This window comes from Streptomyces sp. NPDC102451, assembly GCF_044765485.1.
Classification (GTDB): domain Bacteria; phylum Actinomycetota; class Actinomycetes; order Streptomycetales; family Streptomycetaceae; genus Streptomyces.
This window is the reverse complement of the sequence record NZ_JBIWKD010000009.1, coordinates 134,148-151,809: the sequence shown is the minus strand read 5'-3', so window position 1 is coordinate 151,809 and position 17,662 is coordinate 134,148. Positions and strand designations below refer to the sequence as shown.

General features: G+C 70.2%; 18 protein-coding genes and 1 tRNA gene. 10 read left to right on the top strand and 9 right to left on the bottom strand.

What is annotated here, in order from left to right; translation table 11 throughout:
- Positions 1-7: 7 nt before the first annotated feature.
- Positions 8-598, bottom strand: a complete 591-nt coding sequence (locus ACIRD8_RS21765; RefSeq protein WP_403993834.1) for a TetR/AcrR family transcriptional regulator — start codon at positions 596-598, stop codon at positions 8-10.
- Positions 599-720: 122 nt separating this feature from the next.
- On the opposite strand from ACIRD8_RS21765, the gene paaN reads away from it, so the two are divergent.
- Complete coding sequence (gene paaN, locus ACIRD8_RS21760; RefSeq protein WP_403993831.1) at positions 721-2,421, top strand: phenylacetic acid degradation protein PaaN; 1,701 nt, start codon at positions 721-723, stop codon at positions 2,419-2,421.
- Between the two features lie 83 nt (positions 2,422-2,504).
- On the opposite strand, the gene ACIRD8_RS21755 is transcribed toward paaN, so the two are convergent.
- Genes ACIRD8_RS21755 through ACIRD8_RS21745 form a run of 3 tightly spaced genes read right to left on the bottom strand, consistent with a single transcriptional unit; the run spans position 2,505 to position 5,436 of the window.
- Positions 2,505-3,215 carry a TrmH family RNA methyltransferase gene (locus tag ACIRD8_RS21755; protein WP_403993828.1) on the bottom strand — a complete coding sequence of 237 codons (711 nt, stop codon included), beginning with the start codon at positions 3,213-3,215 and terminating at the stop codon, positions 2,505-2,507.
- Positions 3,212-4,483, bottom strand: coding sequence for an HTTM domain-containing protein (locus tag ACIRD8_RS21750; RefSeq protein ID WP_403993825.1), 1,272 nt, complete (start codon positions 4,481-4,483; stop codon positions 3,212-3,214). The genes ACIRD8_RS21755 and ACIRD8_RS21750 overlap by 4 nt, the downstream gene beginning before the upstream one ends.
- Positions 4,480-5,436, bottom strand: a complete 957-nt coding sequence (locus tag ACIRD8_RS21745) for a DUF5819 family protein (RefSeq protein ID WP_403993822.1) — start codon at positions 5,434-5,436, stop codon at positions 4,480-4,482. Before ACIRD8_RS21745 ends, ACIRD8_RS21750 begins: the two co-directional genes overlap by 4 nt.
- A 115-nt stretch (positions 5,437-5,551) precedes the next feature.
- Between ACIRD8_RS21745 and paaA the strand changes: the two genes are divergently transcribed.
- The 5 genes from paaA to ACIRD8_RS21720 are packed head-to-tail and all read left to right on the top strand — an operon-like array spanning position 5,552 to position 9,121.
- Positions 5,552-6,580 (top strand): 1,2-phenylacetyl-CoA epoxidase subunit PaaA, encoded by a 1,029-nt coding sequence (paaA, locus tag ACIRD8_RS21740; RefSeq protein WP_403993819.1) that lies wholly within the window; start codon positions 5,552-5,554, stop codon positions 6,578-6,580.
- Positions 6,577-6,867: a 1,2-phenylacetyl-CoA epoxidase subunit PaaB gene (gene paaB / locus ACIRD8_RS21735; protein ID WP_031090474.1), complete on the top strand. Its 291-nt coding sequence runs from the start codon at positions 6,577-6,579 to the stop codon at positions 6,865-6,867. The genes paaA and paaB overlap by 4 nt, the downstream gene beginning before the upstream one ends.
- Positions 6,864-7,565 carry a 1,2-phenylacetyl-CoA epoxidase subunit PaaC gene (gene paaC, locus ACIRD8_RS21730; RefSeq protein ID WP_403993816.1) on the top strand — a complete coding sequence of 234 codons (702 nt, stop codon included), beginning with the start codon at positions 6,864-6,866 and terminating at the stop codon, positions 7,563-7,565. Before paaB ends, paaC begins: the two co-directional genes overlap by 4 nt.
- Positions 7,559-8,059, top strand: a complete 501-nt coding sequence (gene paaD / locus ACIRD8_RS21725; RefSeq protein WP_403993813.1) for a 1,2-phenylacetyl-CoA epoxidase subunit PaaD — start codon at positions 7,559-7,561, stop codon at positions 8,057-8,059. The genes paaC and paaD overlap by 7 nt, the downstream gene beginning before the upstream one ends.
- On the top strand, positions 8,060-9,121 hold the full coding sequence (locus ACIRD8_RS21720) for a 2Fe-2S iron-sulfur cluster-binding protein (RefSeq protein ID WP_403993810.1): 1,062 nt from the start codon (positions 8,060-8,062) through the stop codon (positions 9,119-9,121).
- A gap of 87 nt (positions 9,122-9,208) precedes the next feature.
- Here the strand turns inward: ACIRD8_RS21720 and ACIRD8_RS21715 are convergent, their stop codons facing one another.
- From ACIRD8_RS21715 to ACIRD8_RS21700, 4 genes are all read right to left on the bottom strand, one after another.
- Positions 9,209-9,553 carry a rhodanese-like domain-containing protein gene (locus tag ACIRD8_RS21715; protein WP_099173306.1) on the bottom strand — a complete coding sequence of 115 codons (345 nt, stop codon included), beginning with the start codon at positions 9,551-9,553 and terminating at the stop codon, positions 9,209-9,211.
- Between the two features lie 65 nt (positions 9,554-9,618).
- Positions 9,619-10,662, bottom strand: coding sequence for a J domain-containing protein (locus tag ACIRD8_RS21710; protein WP_403993807.1), 1,044 nt, complete (start codon positions 10,660-10,662; stop codon positions 9,619-9,621).
- A 59-nt stretch (positions 10,663-10,721) separates the two neighbouring features.
- Positions 10,722-12,179 (bottom strand): DUF2252 domain-containing protein, encoded by a 1,458-nt coding sequence (locus ACIRD8_RS21705; protein WP_403993805.1) that lies wholly within the window; start codon positions 12,177-12,179, stop codon positions 10,722-10,724.
- A 214-nt stretch (positions 12,180-12,393) separates the two neighbouring features.
- Complete coding sequence (locus tag ACIRD8_RS21700; RefSeq protein WP_403993802.1) at positions 12,394-13,467, bottom strand: hypothetical protein; 1,074 nt, start codon at positions 13,465-13,467, stop codon at positions 12,394-12,396.
- Between the two features lie 81 nt (positions 13,468-13,548).
- Between ACIRD8_RS21700 and ACIRD8_RS21695 the strand changes: the two genes are divergently transcribed.
- On the top strand, positions 13,549-14,001 hold the full coding sequence (locus ACIRD8_RS21695) for a MarR family winged helix-turn-helix transcriptional regulator (RefSeq protein ID WP_403993799.1): 453 nt from the start codon (positions 13,549-13,551) through the stop codon (positions 13,999-14,001).
- A gap of 257 nt (positions 14,002-14,258) precedes the next feature.
- Here the strand turns inward: ACIRD8_RS21695 and ACIRD8_RS21690 are convergent.
- Positions 14,259-14,341, bottom strand: a tRNA-Leu gene (locus ACIRD8_RS21690).
- Positions 14,342-14,655: 314 nt separating this feature from the next.
- Between ACIRD8_RS21690 and ACIRD8_RS21685 the strand changes: the two genes are divergently transcribed.
- From ACIRD8_RS21685 to ACIRD8_RS21675, 3 genes are all read left to right on the top strand, one after another.
- The gene (locus ACIRD8_RS21685; protein ID WP_403993796.1) at positions 14,656-15,516 is read left to right on the top strand and encodes an FhaA domain-containing protein; all 861 of its coding nucleotides are present in this window, start codon (positions 14,656-14,658) and stop codon (positions 15,514-15,516) included.
- 10 nt (positions 15,517-15,526) lie between these two features.
- A complete protein-coding gene (locus ACIRD8_RS21680) occupies positions 15,527-16,042 on the top strand; it encodes an FHA domain-containing protein (RefSeq protein WP_099173299.1) in 516 nt (171 codons plus the stop codon).
- A 129-nt stretch (positions 16,043-16,171) separates the two neighbouring features.
- Positions 16,172-17,659, top strand: a complete 1,488-nt coding sequence (locus tag ACIRD8_RS21675; protein ID WP_403993793.1) for a Stp1/IreP family PP2C-type Ser/Thr phosphatase — start codon at positions 16,172-16,174, stop codon at positions 17,657-17,659.
- Positions 17,660-17,662 lie beyond the last annotated feature (3 nt).

Sequence of the window (17,662 nt, the reverse complement as noted above, 5' to 3'; positions counted from 1 at the left end):
TCCGAGGTCAGGCGGCCCGCATCCCTTCGAAGGCGAGCTGGACGACCGTGTCGGCGAGCTGCTCGGCCTCCGCGGAGCCGCCCGGCTGCGGGCGGTACCACTCGACCAGCGAGTTCACCATGCCGAAGAGCAGCCGGGTCGCCAGGCGTATGTCCACGTCCGCGCGCAGGTCCCCGTCCGCCACCGCGGCCTTGAGCAGCTCGGACACCCTCTGGTCGAACTCGCGCCGGCGCTCCAGGGCCCAGCGCTCCGTCTTCGTGTTGCCGCGCACACGCAGCAGCAGCGTGACGTACGGCAGCTCCGCCATGAGCACCTCGACCGTCCGGCGCGTGACGTACTCGACCCGGGTGATCGCCCGCCCCTGCGTGGCCCCGGCCTCGTCGAGAATGCCGAAGAGCCCGTCGAGCGCCCGGCTCACCGCACGCCTCAGGAGCTCTTCCTTGCCCGCCACGTGGTGATAGATGGACGATTTGGAGATGCCCGCCGCCTTGGAGAGGTGCTCCATGGACGTGCCGTCGTATCCGCGTTCGTTGAAGACACGGACGGCGACGGTCAGGAGTGTCTCCGGGGTGTACGTGTCCCGCTTGGCCGTGGTCATGACCGCGATCCTCCCCCATGAGTTGTCCACAGGTTTCTCGGGGCCCTTGTCCCGACCGATCGTTCGGTTACTCTAACTCCGTCAGCACATCCCTGCCCGGCTCGACGAGGAGTTGGTCCGTCATGGCCGCCGAGCTTTCCCCCGAGAAGCTGTCCGAGATCCACCGCCCGACGCTCGACCAGGCCCTCGACGCGATCCGTACGCGCGCCTACTGGTCCCCGCACCCCGAGCACCCGAAGGCCTACGGCGAGGGAGGTCTCCCCGGCAGCCTCGGCGCAGCCGAGGGCAAGGCCGCGTTCGACGCCGTGCTCGGCACCAGGCTGGATCTCGGCCAGCCCGGCACCGACGGCTGGACCGGCGGAGAGGTCTCGCCGTACGGTCCGGAGCTCGGCGTCGAGTATCCGCACGCCGACCCGGAGGTCCTGCTCCCCACGATGGGTGCCGCCATGGGCTCCTGGCGCGCCGCGGGGCCGGAGACGCGGGCCCTGGTCTGTCTGGAGATCCTCGCCCGGATCAGCGCGCGTACGCACGAGCTGGCCCATGCCGTGATGCACACCAGCGGGCAGGCCTTCGTGATGGCCTTCCAGGCGGGCGGCCCGCACGCCCAGGACCGCGGCCTGGAGGCCGTGGCGTACGCCTACGAGGAACAGACGCGTACCCCGCGCAGCGCCGACTGGTCGAAGCCCCAGGGAAAGCGCGACCCGCTGCGGCTGCACAAGTCGTACACGGCGGCGGGACGCGGGATCTCCCTGCTGATCGGCTGCAACACGTTCCCCACGTGGAACGGCTACCCGGGCCTCTTCGCCTCGCTGGCGACCGGCAATCCCGTGCTGGTCAAGCCGCACCCGCGGGCGGTCCTCCCGCTCGCGCTGACCGTGCAGCTGGCGCGCGAGGTGCTGACCGAGGCGGGCTTCGACCCGAATCTCGTCGCGCTGGCGGCCGAGCGGCCCGGCGAGGGCATCGCCAAGACCCTGGCCATCCGCCCGGAAATCAAGATCATCGACTACACGGGCTCCACCGCCTTCGGAGACTGGCTGGAGACCAACGCCCGGCAGGCCCAGGTCTACACGGAGAAGGCGGGCGTCAACACGATCGTCATCGACTCCACCGACGACTACCGGGGCATGCTCTCCAACCTGGCCTTCTCGCTCTCCCTCTACAGCGGCCAGATGTGCACGACCCCGCAGAACCTGCTGATCCCGCGCGACGGCATCACGACGGACGCGGGCGCCAAGTCCTACGAGGACGTGGTGGCGGACATCGCCGAGGCGGTGAACGGGCTCCTCGGTGACGACGCCCGGGCCAACGGTCTGCTCGGCGCCCTGGTCAACCCGGACGTGAGGGCCCGGCTGGAAGGGGCCGCAGCCCTGGGCGACGTCGCACTCGCCTCGCGCCCGGTGGCCAACCCCGACTTCCCCGACGCCGTGGTCCGTACGCCGGTCCTCGTCAAGCTCGACGGCACCAAGCCCGACGATGGGGCGGCCTACCTCTCGGAGTGCTTCGGCCCGGTCTCGTTCGCGGTCGCCGTCGACTCGACCACCGACGCGCTGGACCTGCTGCGCCGCACGATCCGCGAGAAGGGTGCAATGACCGTCGGCGCGTACACCACCTCCCCCGAGGTGGAAAGCGCGGTGGAGGACGTCTGCTTCGACGAATCGGCCCAGCTCTCGCTGAATCTCACGGGCGGCGTGTTCGTCAACCAGACGGCGGCCTTCTCCGACTTCCACGGTTCGGGAGGCAATCCGGCCGCCAACGCGGCGCTCTGCGACGGCGCGTTCGTCTCCAACCGATTCCGGGTGGTGGAGGTCCGCCGCCAGGCCTGAGCGAGGACCGGCAGGCCTGAGCGAGGACCGGCCGGCCACATCCGGTGGTGCGGATGCCCATGTCCGGGCTTCCGCACCACCGGTCACGTGTCGCGTGGATCCGGGACGTCCGCGTAGCGCTGGACCCAGGCGTGCATCGCGATGGCGGCCGCCGCGCCGGCGTTGATCGACCGCGTCGAGCCGAACTGCGCGATCGAGCACACCATAGAGGCGTGCTTGCGCGCCTCCTCCGTCAGCCCGGGGCCCTCCTGCCCGAACAGCAGCACACACCGGCGCGGGAGCTCCGTCCGCTCCAGCGGTACAGCCCCGGGAAGGTTGTCGATCCCGATGATCGGCAGCCCCTCGGCCTCCGCCCAGGCGGTCAGGTCCGCGGTGTCCGGGTGGTGGCGTACGTGCTGGTAGCGGTCGGTGACCATGGCCCCCCGCCGGTTCCAGCGCCGCCGCCCCACGATGTGGATCTCCTTCGCGAGGAAGGCGTTGGCGGTGCGCACCACCGAGCCGATGTTGAAGTCGTGGCCCCAGTTCTCCACCGCCACGTGGAAGTCGTGCCGCCGCAGATCGAGATCGGCGACGATCGCCTCCCGCGTCCAGTACCGGTAGCCGTCGCCCACATTGCGCCGGTCACCGTGGGCGAGGAGCTCCGGGTCGTAGCGCTCGTCCTCGGGCCAGGGCAGCGGGTGCGGGCCGACCCCGATCACGCCGCCGTACCCGTCGTCGTACTGGATCGGTTCCTCGGACGGATCGGGCGCGGCTGCCGCCCGGGGCTCTTCTGTACTGCCGGTCTCGCTGGTCACCCGACGAGCGTATGGCCACCGCTGCCGCCGCTGCGCACGGAGTCCTCGTCGTCCGGCCCCGCCCGCCGCTGCCCAGGGAGCCGGAGCCTGCCCGCCCCCCGTGCGAACAGACGTCGCCGGCCGAGCGACACCCTGCGCTCCAGCCACACCAGGAAGACCGTGGGCAGGAAGACGGCGTCCGCGGCGATCATCGCCATGGAGAAGAAGGGCAGCCCCAGCAGGACGGAGATCCCTGCGTGCTCACCGATCATCAGGACCAGCAGGACGTTCTTGACGCGCCGGTTGAACAGCGTGAAGGGGAAGGCGACCTGCACGATGACCGTGACGTACGTCAGCAGCATGACCAGCAGCGCGCTGGACGCGACCAGGCCGGAGAGCCCGGTCCACGGGCTGAAGTACTCCAGCTTCAGCGGATAGTAGACGGCGGTGCCGTCCTGCCAGCGGGAACCCTGGATCTTGTACCAGCCGGCGGTCGCGTAGATCAGGCACACCTCGGCCATGATCACGAAGAGCGTGGCGTTGTGGGCGAGGTTGGCCAGGACGTCGAGGAGCGCGCGCAGCTCGTGGTCGGGCGCGCGCCGGCTCAGGGACCACCAGACGGCGTTCCCCAGCCACAGCACCCACAGGAGGGACGGCAGCCACCAGGTGCCGCCGAGTCCTCCCAAGAAGGTGGCGGGCAGCAGGACACAGCCGAGAACCACCCACAGGACCGGCCCCGCGACATCGCGGGCGGGCCGGCCTCCCTCCGCGAGGCACGCGGCCTCCCGCGACGCCCGGCGCGCGTCCAGGGACCAGACCCGCGCGCAGCGGGTCAGGACCAGGTAGACCGCCATCAGGTGGATGACGTTGTCGCCGCCGTCCCCCATGAAGATGCTGCGGTTCTGCAGGGAGAGCACTCCGGCCATGAACACGACGGACGTGGCCCGGGTCCGCCAGCCGGTCATCAGCAGCGCGGCCGACACCAGCGTGAGCGCGTACACGGTCTCGAACCAGGCCGTGCCGTCCGACCACATCAGGACGGTGAAGGCGTCGTTGTTGGTGATGAGCCGGCGCGCCATGTCCCAGCTCCACGGGCCGTCGGGACCGTAGAGCTCGTGGCGGTGCGGCAGTTCGCGCAGCAGGAACAGCAGACAGGTGGCGGAGACACCGATCCGGACGACGGCACTCTGGTAGGCACCGAGGGGCTCGGCCGTGACGCGCTGGACGGCGACCGCGAGCGAGCGGCCGATCGTCCCCGCACCCCCGGTGACCGGGGCGGGGGCGCTCACCTCTCCACCGTTCCGGCCGGCGGGGCCTGGTCCGTGGTGGCCGCCCCGGGGAGGTCCGACGGTGTGACGGTCCACCACGGGAGCTCCCTGTACTCCGGCTGCGTGCTGATCTTCTCGTCGCTCCACGCCGGGGCACCGACGGAACGTACGGCGGACCGCACCTGGATGCGCTCGACCGATCCGCCGTAGCCGTGCTCGGCGAGGCGCAGCATGACGATGCGGCGGATGTAGCGCTCGGACAGCTCACCGCGCAGGCCGTTGGGCCGGTTCTCGCTGTCGTGGGACCCGGTGTAGAAGTCCCAGGCGCGGCGCAGCTCGTTCTGGTCGACGTGACTGGGGAGGAGGTTGCCGCGTATCGCCTCGTAGTCGTCACGCGAGAGGTTCATCCAGCGCGTGACCTTGCTGCCGTCGGCACCGTCGTCGGCCACCTCGGCGCGTACGTGCACGGAGATGTTCTGCTGGAGCGGATTGGGGGCGAACAGCTTCCAGTTCTGCTCGAACTCGGGGAAGACCCAGTCGTCGACCACCTCGCCGTGCTGCTTCGTCAGCGTGTTCGACGGTGCGACGTACAGGAAGATCATGGCTATGTGTGCGCAGGCCAGCAGCCCCATGCCGGACAGCGCGAGCGCCGCGGCGATCTGGTACGGAAGCGAGAGCGCGGCCATACCGCGGCCCTGACGCCGCCCGTCCGGCCCGGGTAGGGGGGCGGGCCCAGAGCTGGGAGGGGGGCCGGTGCCCGCCGAGGACGCCGCGATGACCAGCCCTGGGGTGAGGCCGGCCGCGTCCGCTCCGGAATCCGGTATCTCCGCAGGTGAGGCCACGGTCCCAGCGTCCTGATCAGGGTCCTGACCGGCGCCCCGTCCCGCGTCCTGGTCCGCGTGCGGGCGGCTCGTCACGTCGGGCCAGGCGAGCTTCTTCTTGTCTCCGGTGCGCCCACCGTGGTCCGCATCCATCCTGCCCCGATCACCGTCGATCACCACTCAGTTATCCACAGGGTTGACACCCTACGGGCCTCCGACTCACCATTGAAGCCAAGGAACCGAACGATCGGTCGGTAGGGAGCCCGAAATGGCGGCAGTGGCTGCGGACCAGACGACGCAGGGGACAGCAGGCACGACGGACGACGCGGACGCGGAGCGTCTGGCGGTGTTCGACGCCGCGGTGGCGGCCGACGACCGGATCGAGCCGCGGGACTGGATGCCCGAGGCGTACCGGGCCTCGTTGATCCGCCAGATGGCCCAGCACGCCCATTCCGAGATCATCGGCATGCAGCCCGAGGCCAACTGGATCACGAGGGCGCCCTCACTCCGCCGCAAGGCGATCCTGATGGCGAAGGTGCAGGACGAAGCCGGGCACGGCCTCTACCTGTACAGCGCCGCGGAGACCCTGGGGACCAGCCGCGAGGAGCTGCTGGACAAGCTGCACGCCGGCCGCCAGCGCTATTCCTCGATCTTCAACTACCCCACGCTGACCTGGGCGGACGTCGGCGCGATCGGCTGGCTGGTGGACGGTGCCGCGATCACCAACCAGGTGCCGCTGTGCCGCTGCTCCTACGGCCCGTACGCACGGGCGATGGTGCGGGTCTGCAAGGAGGAGTCCTTCCACCAGCGCCAGGGGTACGAGCTGCTGCTCGCCCTCAGCCGGGGCACCCCCGCCCAGCACGAGATGGCGCAGGACGCGGTGAACCGCTGGTGGTGGCCCTCCCTGATGATGTTCGGTCCGCCCGACGACTCCTCGGCGCACTCGGCGCAGTCGATGGCCTGGAAGATCAAGCGGCACTCGAACGACGAACTGCGCCGGCGTTTCGTGGACATCTGTGTCCCGCAGGCGGAGGCGCTGGGGCTCACCCTCCCCGACCCCGACATCCGGTGGAACGAGGAGCTGGGGCAGCACGACTACGGAGCGATCGACTGGACGGAGTTCCAGGAGGTCCTCAAGGGCAACGGCCCCTGCAACGAACAGCGGCTCACCCAGCGGCGCACGGCCCACGAGGAGGGCGCCTGGGTCCGCGACGCGGCAGCGGCATACGCAGAGAAGCACGCGGCACGGCCCGGCACAGCCGGAGCGGCCGCCCAGCACGTGGAGGCGACCGCATGAGCAGCTCGACCGACTGGCCGCTGTGGGAGGTGTTCGTGCGCTCCCGGCGCGGACTGTCCCACACCCATGCGGGCAGCCTGCACGCGCCGGACGCCGAGATGGCCCTGCGCAACGCCCGCGATCTGTACACGCGCCGCTCGGAGGGCGTCTCCCTCTGGGTGGTCCCCTCGACGGAGATCACCGCTTCCTCGCCGGACGAGAAGGACTCGTTCTTCGAACCCGCCGGGGACAAGCCCTACCGCCACCCCACGTTCTACGAGATCCCCGAAGGGGTGAAGCACCTGTGACCGCGGCCCTCGCCCTCGGCGACGACGCGCTGGTGCTCTCGCACCGGCTGGGGGAGTGGGCGGGCCACGCTCCCGTGCTGGAGGAGGAGGTGGCCCTGGCCAACATCGCCCTGGACCTGCTGGGCCAGGCCAGGACACTGCTCTCGTTCGTGGGCGACGAGGACCAGCTTGCCTATCTCCGTGAGGAGCGCTCCTTCCGCAACATCCAGCTGGTGGAACAGCCGAACGGCGACTTCGCCCACACCATCGCCCGGCAGCTCTACTTCTCCGTCTACCAGCACCTGCTGTACGGCGAGCTGGCCGCCGGGGACGGCGAGTTCGCCGATCTCGCCGCCAAGGCCGTCAAGGAGGTCGCCTACCACCGGGACCACGCGGAGCAGTGGGTCCTGCGGCTCGGTGACGGCACCGCGGAAAGCCATGAGCGCATGCAGCGCGCACTGGAGGCCCTGTGGCGGTTCACCGGCGAGCTCTTCGAGCCGGTCGAGGGTGTCGACGTCGACCGGCACGCCCTGCGCGACAGCTGGCTGACCGCTGTCACCTCCGTGGTGGAGCGGGCCACCCTGTCACTCCCGGCGGGGCCGCAGTCCGGGGCCTGGACGGCCGGAGCCGGCCGACAGGGCCTGCACACGGAGCCGTTCGGGCGGATGCTCGCCGAGATGCAGCATCTGCACCGCAGTCACCCGGGGGCGTCATGGTGACGACCGAGACGCCTCTGGAAGCGGAGCTCCACAGGCTGGCGGGCTCCGTGCCCGACCCCGAGCTGCCGGTCCTCACGCTGGACGAGCTCGGCGTCCTCCGCGGTGTCCGGGTGGACGGGCCGGACAAGGTCACCGTGCGGCTCACCCCGACGTACACCGGCTGCCCGGCCATCGAGAGCATGTCCGCCGACATCGAGCGTGTGCTGCACGAGCACGGTGTCACGGAGGTGTCCGTGGTCACGGTCCTCGCCCCGGCCTGGTCGACCGATGACATCAGCGACGAAGGGCGCCGCAAGCTCGCGGAGTTCGGCATAGCGCCGCCGCGTCCGGGGGGCGGGCCCGGCGGGCCGGTGCCTCTGACGCTCTCGGTGCGCTGTCCGCACTGCGGTTCCACGGACACCGAGCTGCTGAGCAGGTTCTCCTCCACGGCGTGCAAGGCACTGCGCCGGTGTGTGGCCTGCCGCGAACCGTTCGACCACTTCAAGGAGTTGTAGATGTTCCATCCGCTCCGGGTCAGCGCGATCGAACGGATCACGGACGACGCGGTGGCCGTCACCTTCGCCGTGCCGTCCGAACTGCGCGAGACCTTCCGCCATACCCCCGGACAGCACCTGAACGTGCGCTACCGCGTCGACGGCGAGGAGATCCGGCGGTCGTACTCGATCTGCGCACCGGCCACCGAGCGGCCGGGCGACCCGTTGCTGCGGGTGGGCATCCGCATGGTCGACGGAGGCGCGTTTTCCACGTACGCCCTCAAGGAGCTGGCCGTGGGGGACCAGCTGGAGGCGATGGCCCCGATGGGCCGTTTCGTCCTCGCCCCGCGCCCCGGCCATTTCGCGGCGATCGTCGGCGGCAGCGGCATCACGCCGGTGCTGTCCATGGCGGCGACACTGCTGGCGCGGGAGCCCTCGGCGCGCTTCTGTCTGATCCGCAGCGACCGGACGGCCGCGTCGACGATGTTCCTGGACGAGGTGGCGGACCTCAAGGACCGCTATCCGGACCGCTTCCAGCTGGTGACCGTCCTGTCCCGGGAGGAACAGGCTGCCGGGCTTCCCTCGGGCCGCCTGGACCGCGAGCGGCTCACCGGGCTGCTGCCCGCGCTGCTGTCGGTGCCCGACGTGGACGGCTGGTTCCTCTGCGGGCCGCTCGGCCTGGTCAAGGGGGCGGAAGGAGCGCTGCGCGCGCTCGGAGCCGACCGGTCACGCATCCACCAGGAGATCTTCCACGTCGCCGACGAGGGGACGACTCTGCCGACAGCGGCCCGGGTGGCCGCCCCCTCGGAGAGCCGGCTCACGGTGACACTCGACGGACGGTCGGGCAGCTGGCCGGTCCAGGACGGCGAATCGCTGCTGGACACGGTGCTGCGGAGCCGAGCCGACGCCCCGTATGCCTGCAAGGGGGGAGTCTGCGGAACCTGCCGGGCGTTCCTGGTCTCCGGCGAAGTGCGGATGGACCGCAATTTCGCACTGGAACCGGAGGAGACCGGGGCCGGCTTCGTGCTGGCCTGCCAGTCCCACCCGGTCACCCCGGAGGTCGAGCTCGACTTCGACCGCTGACGACCGCACAAGGGCCCACCCGACGCCCACGGCTCCGTGGAGCCGCCGGAACTCCAAGGAGCCGCCGGAGCTCCGTGGAGTCGTCCTTCAGAGGACGAAAGCCGAGCTCCCGTTGTCCGTGACCATCGGGCGCCCGGCGCCGTCCCAGGCCAGCATGCCGCCATCGATGTTCACGGCGTCGAGACCTTGCTGCACCAGATACTGAGTGACCTGTGCGGACCGGCCTCCGACACGGCACATCACATGCACGCGCCGCCCGTCGTCCGCCGCCTCGGTCAGCTCACCGAAGCGGCCCACGAAGTCGCTCATGGGAATGTGCAGTGCGCCCTCGACGTGCCCGGCCGCCCACTCGTCGTCCTCCCGGACGTCCAGCACGAAGCCGTCCGACGGAACCGCCGCGGCATCCACCGAGGGCAGCGGAGCGAAATTCATGGGTAAGCCTTCTCTCGTACGTACGCACCAGGGTCATCCGGAACGCGCCGGAGTCATCCGGAACGCTACTGCACCAGCCCTGCCAGCTCGTCCTCACGCTTGGCCACATCGGCCAGAAGCTTCTCGCCGATGTCGTCCAGCAGACGGTCGGGGTCGTCCGGGGCCATCCGCAGCATCGAGCCGATCGCGCTCTCCTCCAGCTCCTGGGCCAGGACCGTCAGCAGTTCCTTGCGACGGCTGAGCCACTCCAGCCGCGCATAGAGCTCCTCGCTCTCGCTCAGCCGCAGCTCCGGCGTCACAGGCCCCGCCGCCCACTCGGCGGCCAGCTCCTTCAGCAACGCCACGTCGCCGCGCCCGTAGGCAGCGTTGACCCGGGCGATGAACTCGTCCCGCCGTGTCCGCTCCGTCTCGTCCGGTGCCAGATCGGGGTGGGCCTGACGGGCCAGCTCCCGGTAGAGCTTGCGCGCCTCCTCACTCGGCCTGACCCGCTTCGGCGGCCGGACGGGCTGCTCGGTGAGCATGGCCGAGGCCTCGGGCGAGAGGCCGTCCGAGTCCATCCAGTCGTGGAAGAGCTCGTCGACGCCCGGCATCGGCATGACGATGGCCCGAGCCTCCTGAGCCTTGCGCAGATCCTCCGGGTCGCCGGTCCTCGCGGCCCGCGCCTCCGCGATCTGCGCGTCGAGCTCGTCGAGGCGTGCGTACATCGGGCCGAGCTTCTGGTGATGCAGCCGGGAGAAGTTCTCCACCTCGACCCGGAAGGTCTCCACCGCGATCTCGAACTCGATCAACGCCTGCTCGGCCACCCGGACGGCCTTGGCGAGCCGCTCCTCGGGCCGCGGGGTACCGCTCGCACCCGCCGCCGCGTCACCGTCCCCCTCACCGGCCGCGCCACCGGCCGGCCCGCCGGCCGTGTCAGCGGCCGTGTCACCGGCCGTGTCACCGGCGGCGGGACCCGCCGCCTCCGACGCATGGTCCGGATCCGCTCGCAGGCTGTCCTCCTGCGCCTGCTGCGGCGCATCCTGCGCAGGCCGGGGCTCGTCCTGCCGGTCCTGGTTCTGCCGGTCTTCGTCGTTCCGGGTGGTCGGCACCCCGGCGGCTTCGTGGGTCACCCGTCCAGCGTATGGCCACGGCTCGCGCCCCGGAGACACGCGGGGGCCGCAGGACCCGCTCAGACGCCGAGCTCGGCGGCTATTCGCCCGCCTCGGACAGCCCGGACGAGCTCGGCGTGATCCGCCTCGGTCCGGTCCGCGTACGTCACGGCGAAATCGGCCACCGCGGCGTCCAGCTCGGCGTTCTTCCCGCAGTAACCCGCGAGCAGCCGGGGATCGGCACTGTGCGCGTGGGCCCGGGCCAGCAGTGCACCGGTCATCCGCCCGTAGTCGTCCACCTGGTCCGCCGCGAGCGCGGCCGGATCCACACTTCCCTTGCGGTTCCTGAACTGGCGTACCTGATAGGGCCGCCCCTCGACCTCGGCCCAGCCGAGCAGTATGTCGCTGACGACCTGCATCCGCTTCTGCCCGAGCACCACCCGGCGCCCCTCGTGCTCCACCTCGGGCACCTCGAAGCCGACCTGCCGCAGATGAGGGGAGAGCGCGGAGGGACGAGCCTCCTTCACCTGCAGGACCAGCGGCTCGCCACGGTGGTCGAGCAGCAGCACCACGTACGACCGGGTCCCCACACTTCCCGTGCCGACCACCCGGAACGCCACATCATGGATCGCATAGCGGGCCAGCAGCGGAACCCTGTCCTCCGAGATCGTCCCGAGATAGGCCTCCAGACCCGCCGCCACGGCCGCCGCCTCCGCGTCGGGGACGCGGCGCAGCACGGGCGGGGCGTCGACGAAGCGGCGACCGCCGTCCTCGCACTCCTCCGTGGACCTGGCGGCGAAACGGGCACTCGTGTTGTTCCGCGCCTTGGCGGAGACCCGCTCCAGCGTGCCGAGCAGGTCCCGCGCGTCGGTGTGCGAGACCAGTTCCTCGTCCGCGATGGCGTTCCACGCGTCGAGTGCGGGCAGTCCGGCCAGCAGACGCATCGTGCGCCGGTACGCGCCCACCGTGTCGTACGCGCCCTGGCGACAGGTGTCCTCGTCAGCGCCCGCCTCCCGGCCCGCGAGCACCAGCGAGGTGGCGAGCCGCTTGAGATCCCACTCCCACGGGCCGAACACGGTCTCGTCGAAGTCGTTGAGATCGATGACCAGGTTGCCGCGCGCATCGCCGTACAGCCCGAAGTTGGCCGCGTGCGCGTCACCGCAGAGCTGGGCGCCCACGCCCGTGACCGGGGTGCCCACCAGGTCGTGTGCCATCAGGCCGGCCGAACCGCGCAGAAACGCGAACGGCGTCGCCGCCATCCGTCCTACCCGTATGGGCGTCAGGCCGGGCACCCGGCCCTGGTTCGACTCCTCGACCGCCTGCACCGCGTCCGGCCTCCCGGCGGGCAGGGCCAGCGAACTGTGTGCGGACCGGGGCACCTTGAGCCTCAGCGCCTTGCCGGCCGCCTTCGGGGAGACCGCCCCGGCCCCTGACGGCCGCACCCCCGCGGCCACGCGCCGTGCGAAACCGGGAACGACCGGGATACGCCCGTCCCCCGCCGCCCGCTGTACCGGCACCATCGCCTCGACTTCGCCCATGGAGCGCCGCCTCCCCCGCCCTCGTCCAGCTGTTCCGTCCGTCCAACATCAACTGCGGACGACGGTACAACCGCCTCGCGACAATCGTCTGCCCCTGTGGACAACTCGGGATCCCGCCTGTGGAAAACCTCCCGCAGGAGAGGGCCACACACCCCCGCGCCCCCGTCATCCGGCACGTCATCGGCACGCCGTCCGGATCCCGGGCACCCGGCCGTCACACGCCGACAGCCTCTTCCATCTCCTCCTCGGCGCCGGCCGCCGTCCGCGCGACGGCCGCTGCCCGCGCCTTCTCCGCCTCCCCATGACGCCGCTTCGCCTCGGCCAGGCCGGCGCACCCCACGGCGACCAGCCCGGCCACCAGCCACAGAGCCAGTACCAGCAGGTGCCCGCCCAGGGCATGGCCCCCGAAGTACACGTGGCTGCGTACTCCTTCGACGAATCCCGCACCGTTCCAGAAGGAGTGCAGGGATCCGAAGAAGCCCGGCTGGAGTTCAGGCCGGAAAATGCCGCCGGAACTCGTGAAGTTGAGCATGACGAAGAGCAGCATCACGCCGAGCGTGGTCCACCGCTTGAGGAAGGTGTGCAGCCCTACTCCGATCAGCAGGATGCCCGCCGAGTAGAGCCACGCCATCGCCCAGAGCCCGCCGAGGCCGTGGTCCACCAGCCCGAACACCGGCCCGGCGAACGCGGCACCGATCAGACTCACCACGAACGAGGTGCCGATGGCCAGCGCAGCCCTGATCCGCAGGGCCAGCACCGCCCCCGCGCCGCCGAGCACCGCGACCGACGCGTACGACCCGATGCTGACCGCCACCAGCAGGAAGAAGATCCCCTGGCCGGTCGGATCGCCGTCCGCCGTGGGTGCCACGTCCGTCACCTCGAGCGGGGCACCCTGCCCGGCGGCGACTTCGGTGAAGACCTTCTGGACGACCGTGGCGCTGGTGTCCGACGAGGCGCCGGCCACCATGAGTTCGGGACTGCCGCCCGGCACGTACGCGCCGTAGCTCTGCTGCGTCTTCAGGTGGTTCACCGCGATGTCGCGGTCCGCTACGGTACGCACACTCAATGCCCCGTCGCCCTTGTCCTGCAGGGTCTGGGCAAGCACCTGCGCGCTTGCTCCCGAGCCGACGACGTCCACCCTCAGGTCGTGCGGTTCCGGGGAGTGAAAGGCCCCCAGATAGGCAAGCCCCATACCGATGCACATCAGCAGTGGCGTGACGAGATGGCTGAGCACATGACGCAGCGCACCGGCGGTTGAGCCGGAGGCGGAGCCCGGACCTGCGGACATTCGACCACTCCTGCAATGGTTGGCTTTTACAACTCCTACACTCGTTGTAGCATACAACTAAAGTTCGAGAAGGTGATTCACGTGGCAGACGCCCCCCGGGAACGCGAGGAGTCGCTGGACGTCATCCAGCGCGAGCTGACCGCTTTCGCCCGCCGTGCGCGATCGACCGCGGCACGACTCCACCCGGATCTGCCGCTGGTCTCGTACACACTGCTCGCCCACATCGACTACCGGCACGGGTGCCGCGCGACCGATCTGGCGGCGCATTACATGCTGGACAAGTCGACGGTCAGCCGACAGGTGGCGGCGCTGGAGAAGCTCGGCCTGGTGGAGCGGCACCCGGACCCGGACGACCAGCGCATCCAAGTGCTGCACCCCACCGCCGCCGGCACCCAGGCGCTCGCCTCGACCCAGGCCAGCCGACGCGCCGCCTACCGCGAACGCCTCGGCACATGGACGTCGGACGATCTCGAACAGTTCGCGGAGTACCTGCTGCGCTACAACGCGGCAGGCGAAGACACCCGGCCGCGGTAGGAGTCCGGTCGCCCATCCCCCTCGCGGCGCGGCGCGCGGGCGACGCGCGCGAAACACCTCTTTGGTGCGGATCCGACGTTTCACGTGAAACAGCAGCCGACTCCGGGTCACACTTCCGCACCAGATGCGGGCTTCATCACAGCCCTCGCCACGCGCACCCGGTCAAGCCGGCGCACAACGAAGAACCCCCGCACCGGATCTCTCCGGTGCGGGGGTTCTGTCGAACCAACCCGGCAATCGCAAGCGACTGCCCGTTGTGCGCGAGGGGGGATTTGAACCCCCACGTCCCTAAGGACACTGGCACCTGAAGCCAGCGCGTCTGCCGTTCCGCCACTCGCGCATGAGTGGTGTTTTCAGACTCTCTCACCGAGTGGTGTGAGCGCCTGGCGACATCCGAAGATTAGCACGCTGGACAGGGTGGATTCACATCCGTTGTTTCCCCCGACCCACGGGGGGAACCGGGAACGCGGAAAGCCTGGCCCCACTCCTCCTGAGTGCACCCGGAGTGCGGGACACTGTCAGGAGGCCACCTCTACGATCCGTGTGAGAGGTGACACTCATCCACTGTGCAGACAAGGGGAACCAGCCGATTTCCCGACGCGTGGATACGATCAGTAAGCAGTACAGGGATGACGACACCGGAGGAGGTGCCCCATGGGAGTCATGAAGCGTTTCGAGCAGCGTCTCGAAGGTCTGGTCAATGGCACCTTCGCCAAGGTCTTCAAGTCCGAGGTGCAGCCGGTCGAGATCGCCGGAGCCCTCCAGCGCGAGTGCGACAACAACGCATCGATCTGGAACCGCGAGCGGACCGTCGTGCCCAACGACTTCATCGTCGAGCTCAGCACCCCGGACTACGAGCGGCTCAGCCCGTACTCCGGTCAACTGGGGGACGAGCTGTCCGGCCTCGTACGTGACTACGCCAAGCAGCAGCGCTACACCTTCATGGGACCGATCAAGGTCCACCTGGAGAAGGCGGACGACCTCGACACGGGTCTCTACCGCGTACGCAGCCGAACCCTGGCGTCGAGTTCGTCACAGCAGGGCCAGCAGAGCGGCCCCGCTCCCCACGCCCAGCCGAACCGCCCCGCCGCCCCTCAGGGCCAGGGCGGTTACGGCTACCCGCCGGCTTCCGCCCCTCCCATGCCCCCGGCCCCGCCGCCGGGCGCCGGGCGCTCCGGAAGCCCTTCCAGCGACTGGCGCCCGCCCGCCGCGTCCGGCCCCATGCCGGACGCCCAGGTGCGGCGCTGGATCGAGATCAACGGCACCCGCCATCAGATCTCCCGCCCGACGTTGGTGATGGGACGAAGCACCGACGCCGACGTGCGGATCGACGACCCCGGCGTATCGCGCCGGCACTGTGAGATCCGGACCGGAACGCCCTCGACGATCCAGGATCTAGGGTCCACCAACGGCATCGTGGTGGACGGGCAGCACACCACCCGCGCTACGCTCCGCGACGGCTCGCGGATCGTCGTGGGCAGCACCACCATCGTTTACCGGCAAGCCGAAGGGTGAAGCGGGGGCAATGTCAGAGCTGACCCTGACGGTCATGCGGCTAGGTTTCCTGGCTGTTCTGTGGCTGTTCGTCATCGTGGCCGTCCAGGTCATTCGCAGCGACCTGTTCGGTACGCGTGTCACGCAGCGCGGCTCACGCCGTACTGCCGCTGACACCCGCCCGCAGCAGGGGCGTCAACAGCAAGCAGCGCCGCCTCAGCAGCGCCAGCAGTCCGGGCGCCAGCGCCGCGGGGCACCCACAAAGCTGGTCGTCTCCGAGGGCACGCTCACCGGCACCACCGTCGCGCTCCAGGGCCAGACCATCACCCTGGGCCGCGCGCACGATTCAACGATCGTGCTGGATGACGACTATGCGTCCAGCAGGCATGCCAGGATCTACCCGGACCGTGACGGCCAGTGGATCGTCGAGGATCTCGGGTCCACCAACGGCACCTATCTCGACCGGACCCGGCTCACCACCCCGACACCTGTTCCGCTGGGCGCGCCGATCCGCATCGGCAAGACCGTCATCGAGCTGCGGAAGTAGTACGACAATGAGCGAGCGGAGCGAGCGAGCCGCCGCGGTCCTCACGACGGACCCGGCCCGGCTCCCGACCGGAGGGTGGGCAGTGTGGCTCGAGACCGGCTGTACCCCGAGCCGACGGGCGAGGTGCGCATGAGCTTGTCCCTGCGCTTCGCCGCCGGATCGCACAAGGGCATGATCCGGGAAGGCAACGAGGACTCCGGCTACGCCGGCCCCCGCCTTCTCGCCATCGCCGACGGCATGGGCGGCCAGGCGGCCGGAGAGGTCGCCAGCTCCGAGGTGATCTCCACGCTCGTGCAGCTCGACGACGACGTCCCGGGCTCCGACATCCTCACCTCGCTCGGTACGGCGGTCCAGCGGGCCAACGACCAGCTGCGCCTGATGGTCGAGGAGGACCCCCAGCTGGAGGGCATGGGCACGACGCTCACCGCCCTGCTCTGGACCGGTCAGCGCCTCGGCCTCGTCCACGTCGGCGACTCGCGCGCCTACCTCCTGCGTGACGGCGTCCTGACGCAGATCACCCAGGACCACACCTGGGTGCAGCGGCTCGTCGACGAGGGCCGGATCACCGAGGAAGAGGCCACTACCCACCCGCAGCGCTCCCTGCTGATGCGGGCACTGGGCAGCGGCGACCACGTGGAACCCGATCTCTCCGTCCGGGAGGTCCGCGCGGGTGACCGCTATCTGATCTGCTCGGACGGCCTCTCCGGCGTCGTCTCCCACCAGACGATGGAAGAGACCCTGGCCAGCTACCAGGGCCCGCAGGAGACCATCCAGGACCTCATCCAGCTCGCCCTGCGCGGCGGCGGTCCCGACAACATCACCTGCATCGTCGCCGACGTCCTGGACGTCGACAGCAACGACACCCTGGCCGGGCAGCTCAACGACACCCCGGTCATCGTCGGAGCGGTCGCCGAGAACCAGGCCGCCCAGGCGAACGACGGCCGCGCCATGGAGACCCCGGCGGGCCGTGCGGCTGGCCTCGGCCGCCCCGTACCGCCGCCGGCCGGCGGCTTCGGCCCCCCCGGCAGCGGGGACGACATGGGCTACGGTTCCGGCCCCGACGGCGCGTTCAGCTCGTACACCGACGACGACTTCGTCAAGCCCCGCGGCCGCCGCAGGTGGCTGAAGCGGTCGTTTTACACCCTGCTCGCGCTGGCCGTCATCGGCGGTGGCGTCTACGGCGGATACCGCTGGACCCAGACGCAGTTCTACGTGGGCACGAAGGGCGACAACGTCGCGCTCTACCGCGGGATCAGCCAGGACCTCGCCTGGGTGTCCCTCTCGAAGGTCGAAGAGAACACCAAGATCGAACTGAAGTACCTCCCGCCTTACTGGCGCAAGCAGGTCGAGGCGACCATCTCCCGGGGCAGCCTCACCGACGCCCGCAAGAAGATCAGCGAGCTCGAAGCACAGGCCTCCGCCTGCAAGAAGGACGCGCAGCGCCGCGCGGCCGAGGCTGATGCCAATGCCGCCAAGGACAAGGCCAAGACCGGCAACGCCTCCGACAGCACGTCCGCAACGACTCCCGCCAAGGGGACCAAGACCGCGACTCCCACTCCCGGCCCCAGCCTCTCGGAGGAAGAGAAGAAGCTGGCCCTGCAGTGCGGTAAGCAGTAAGCC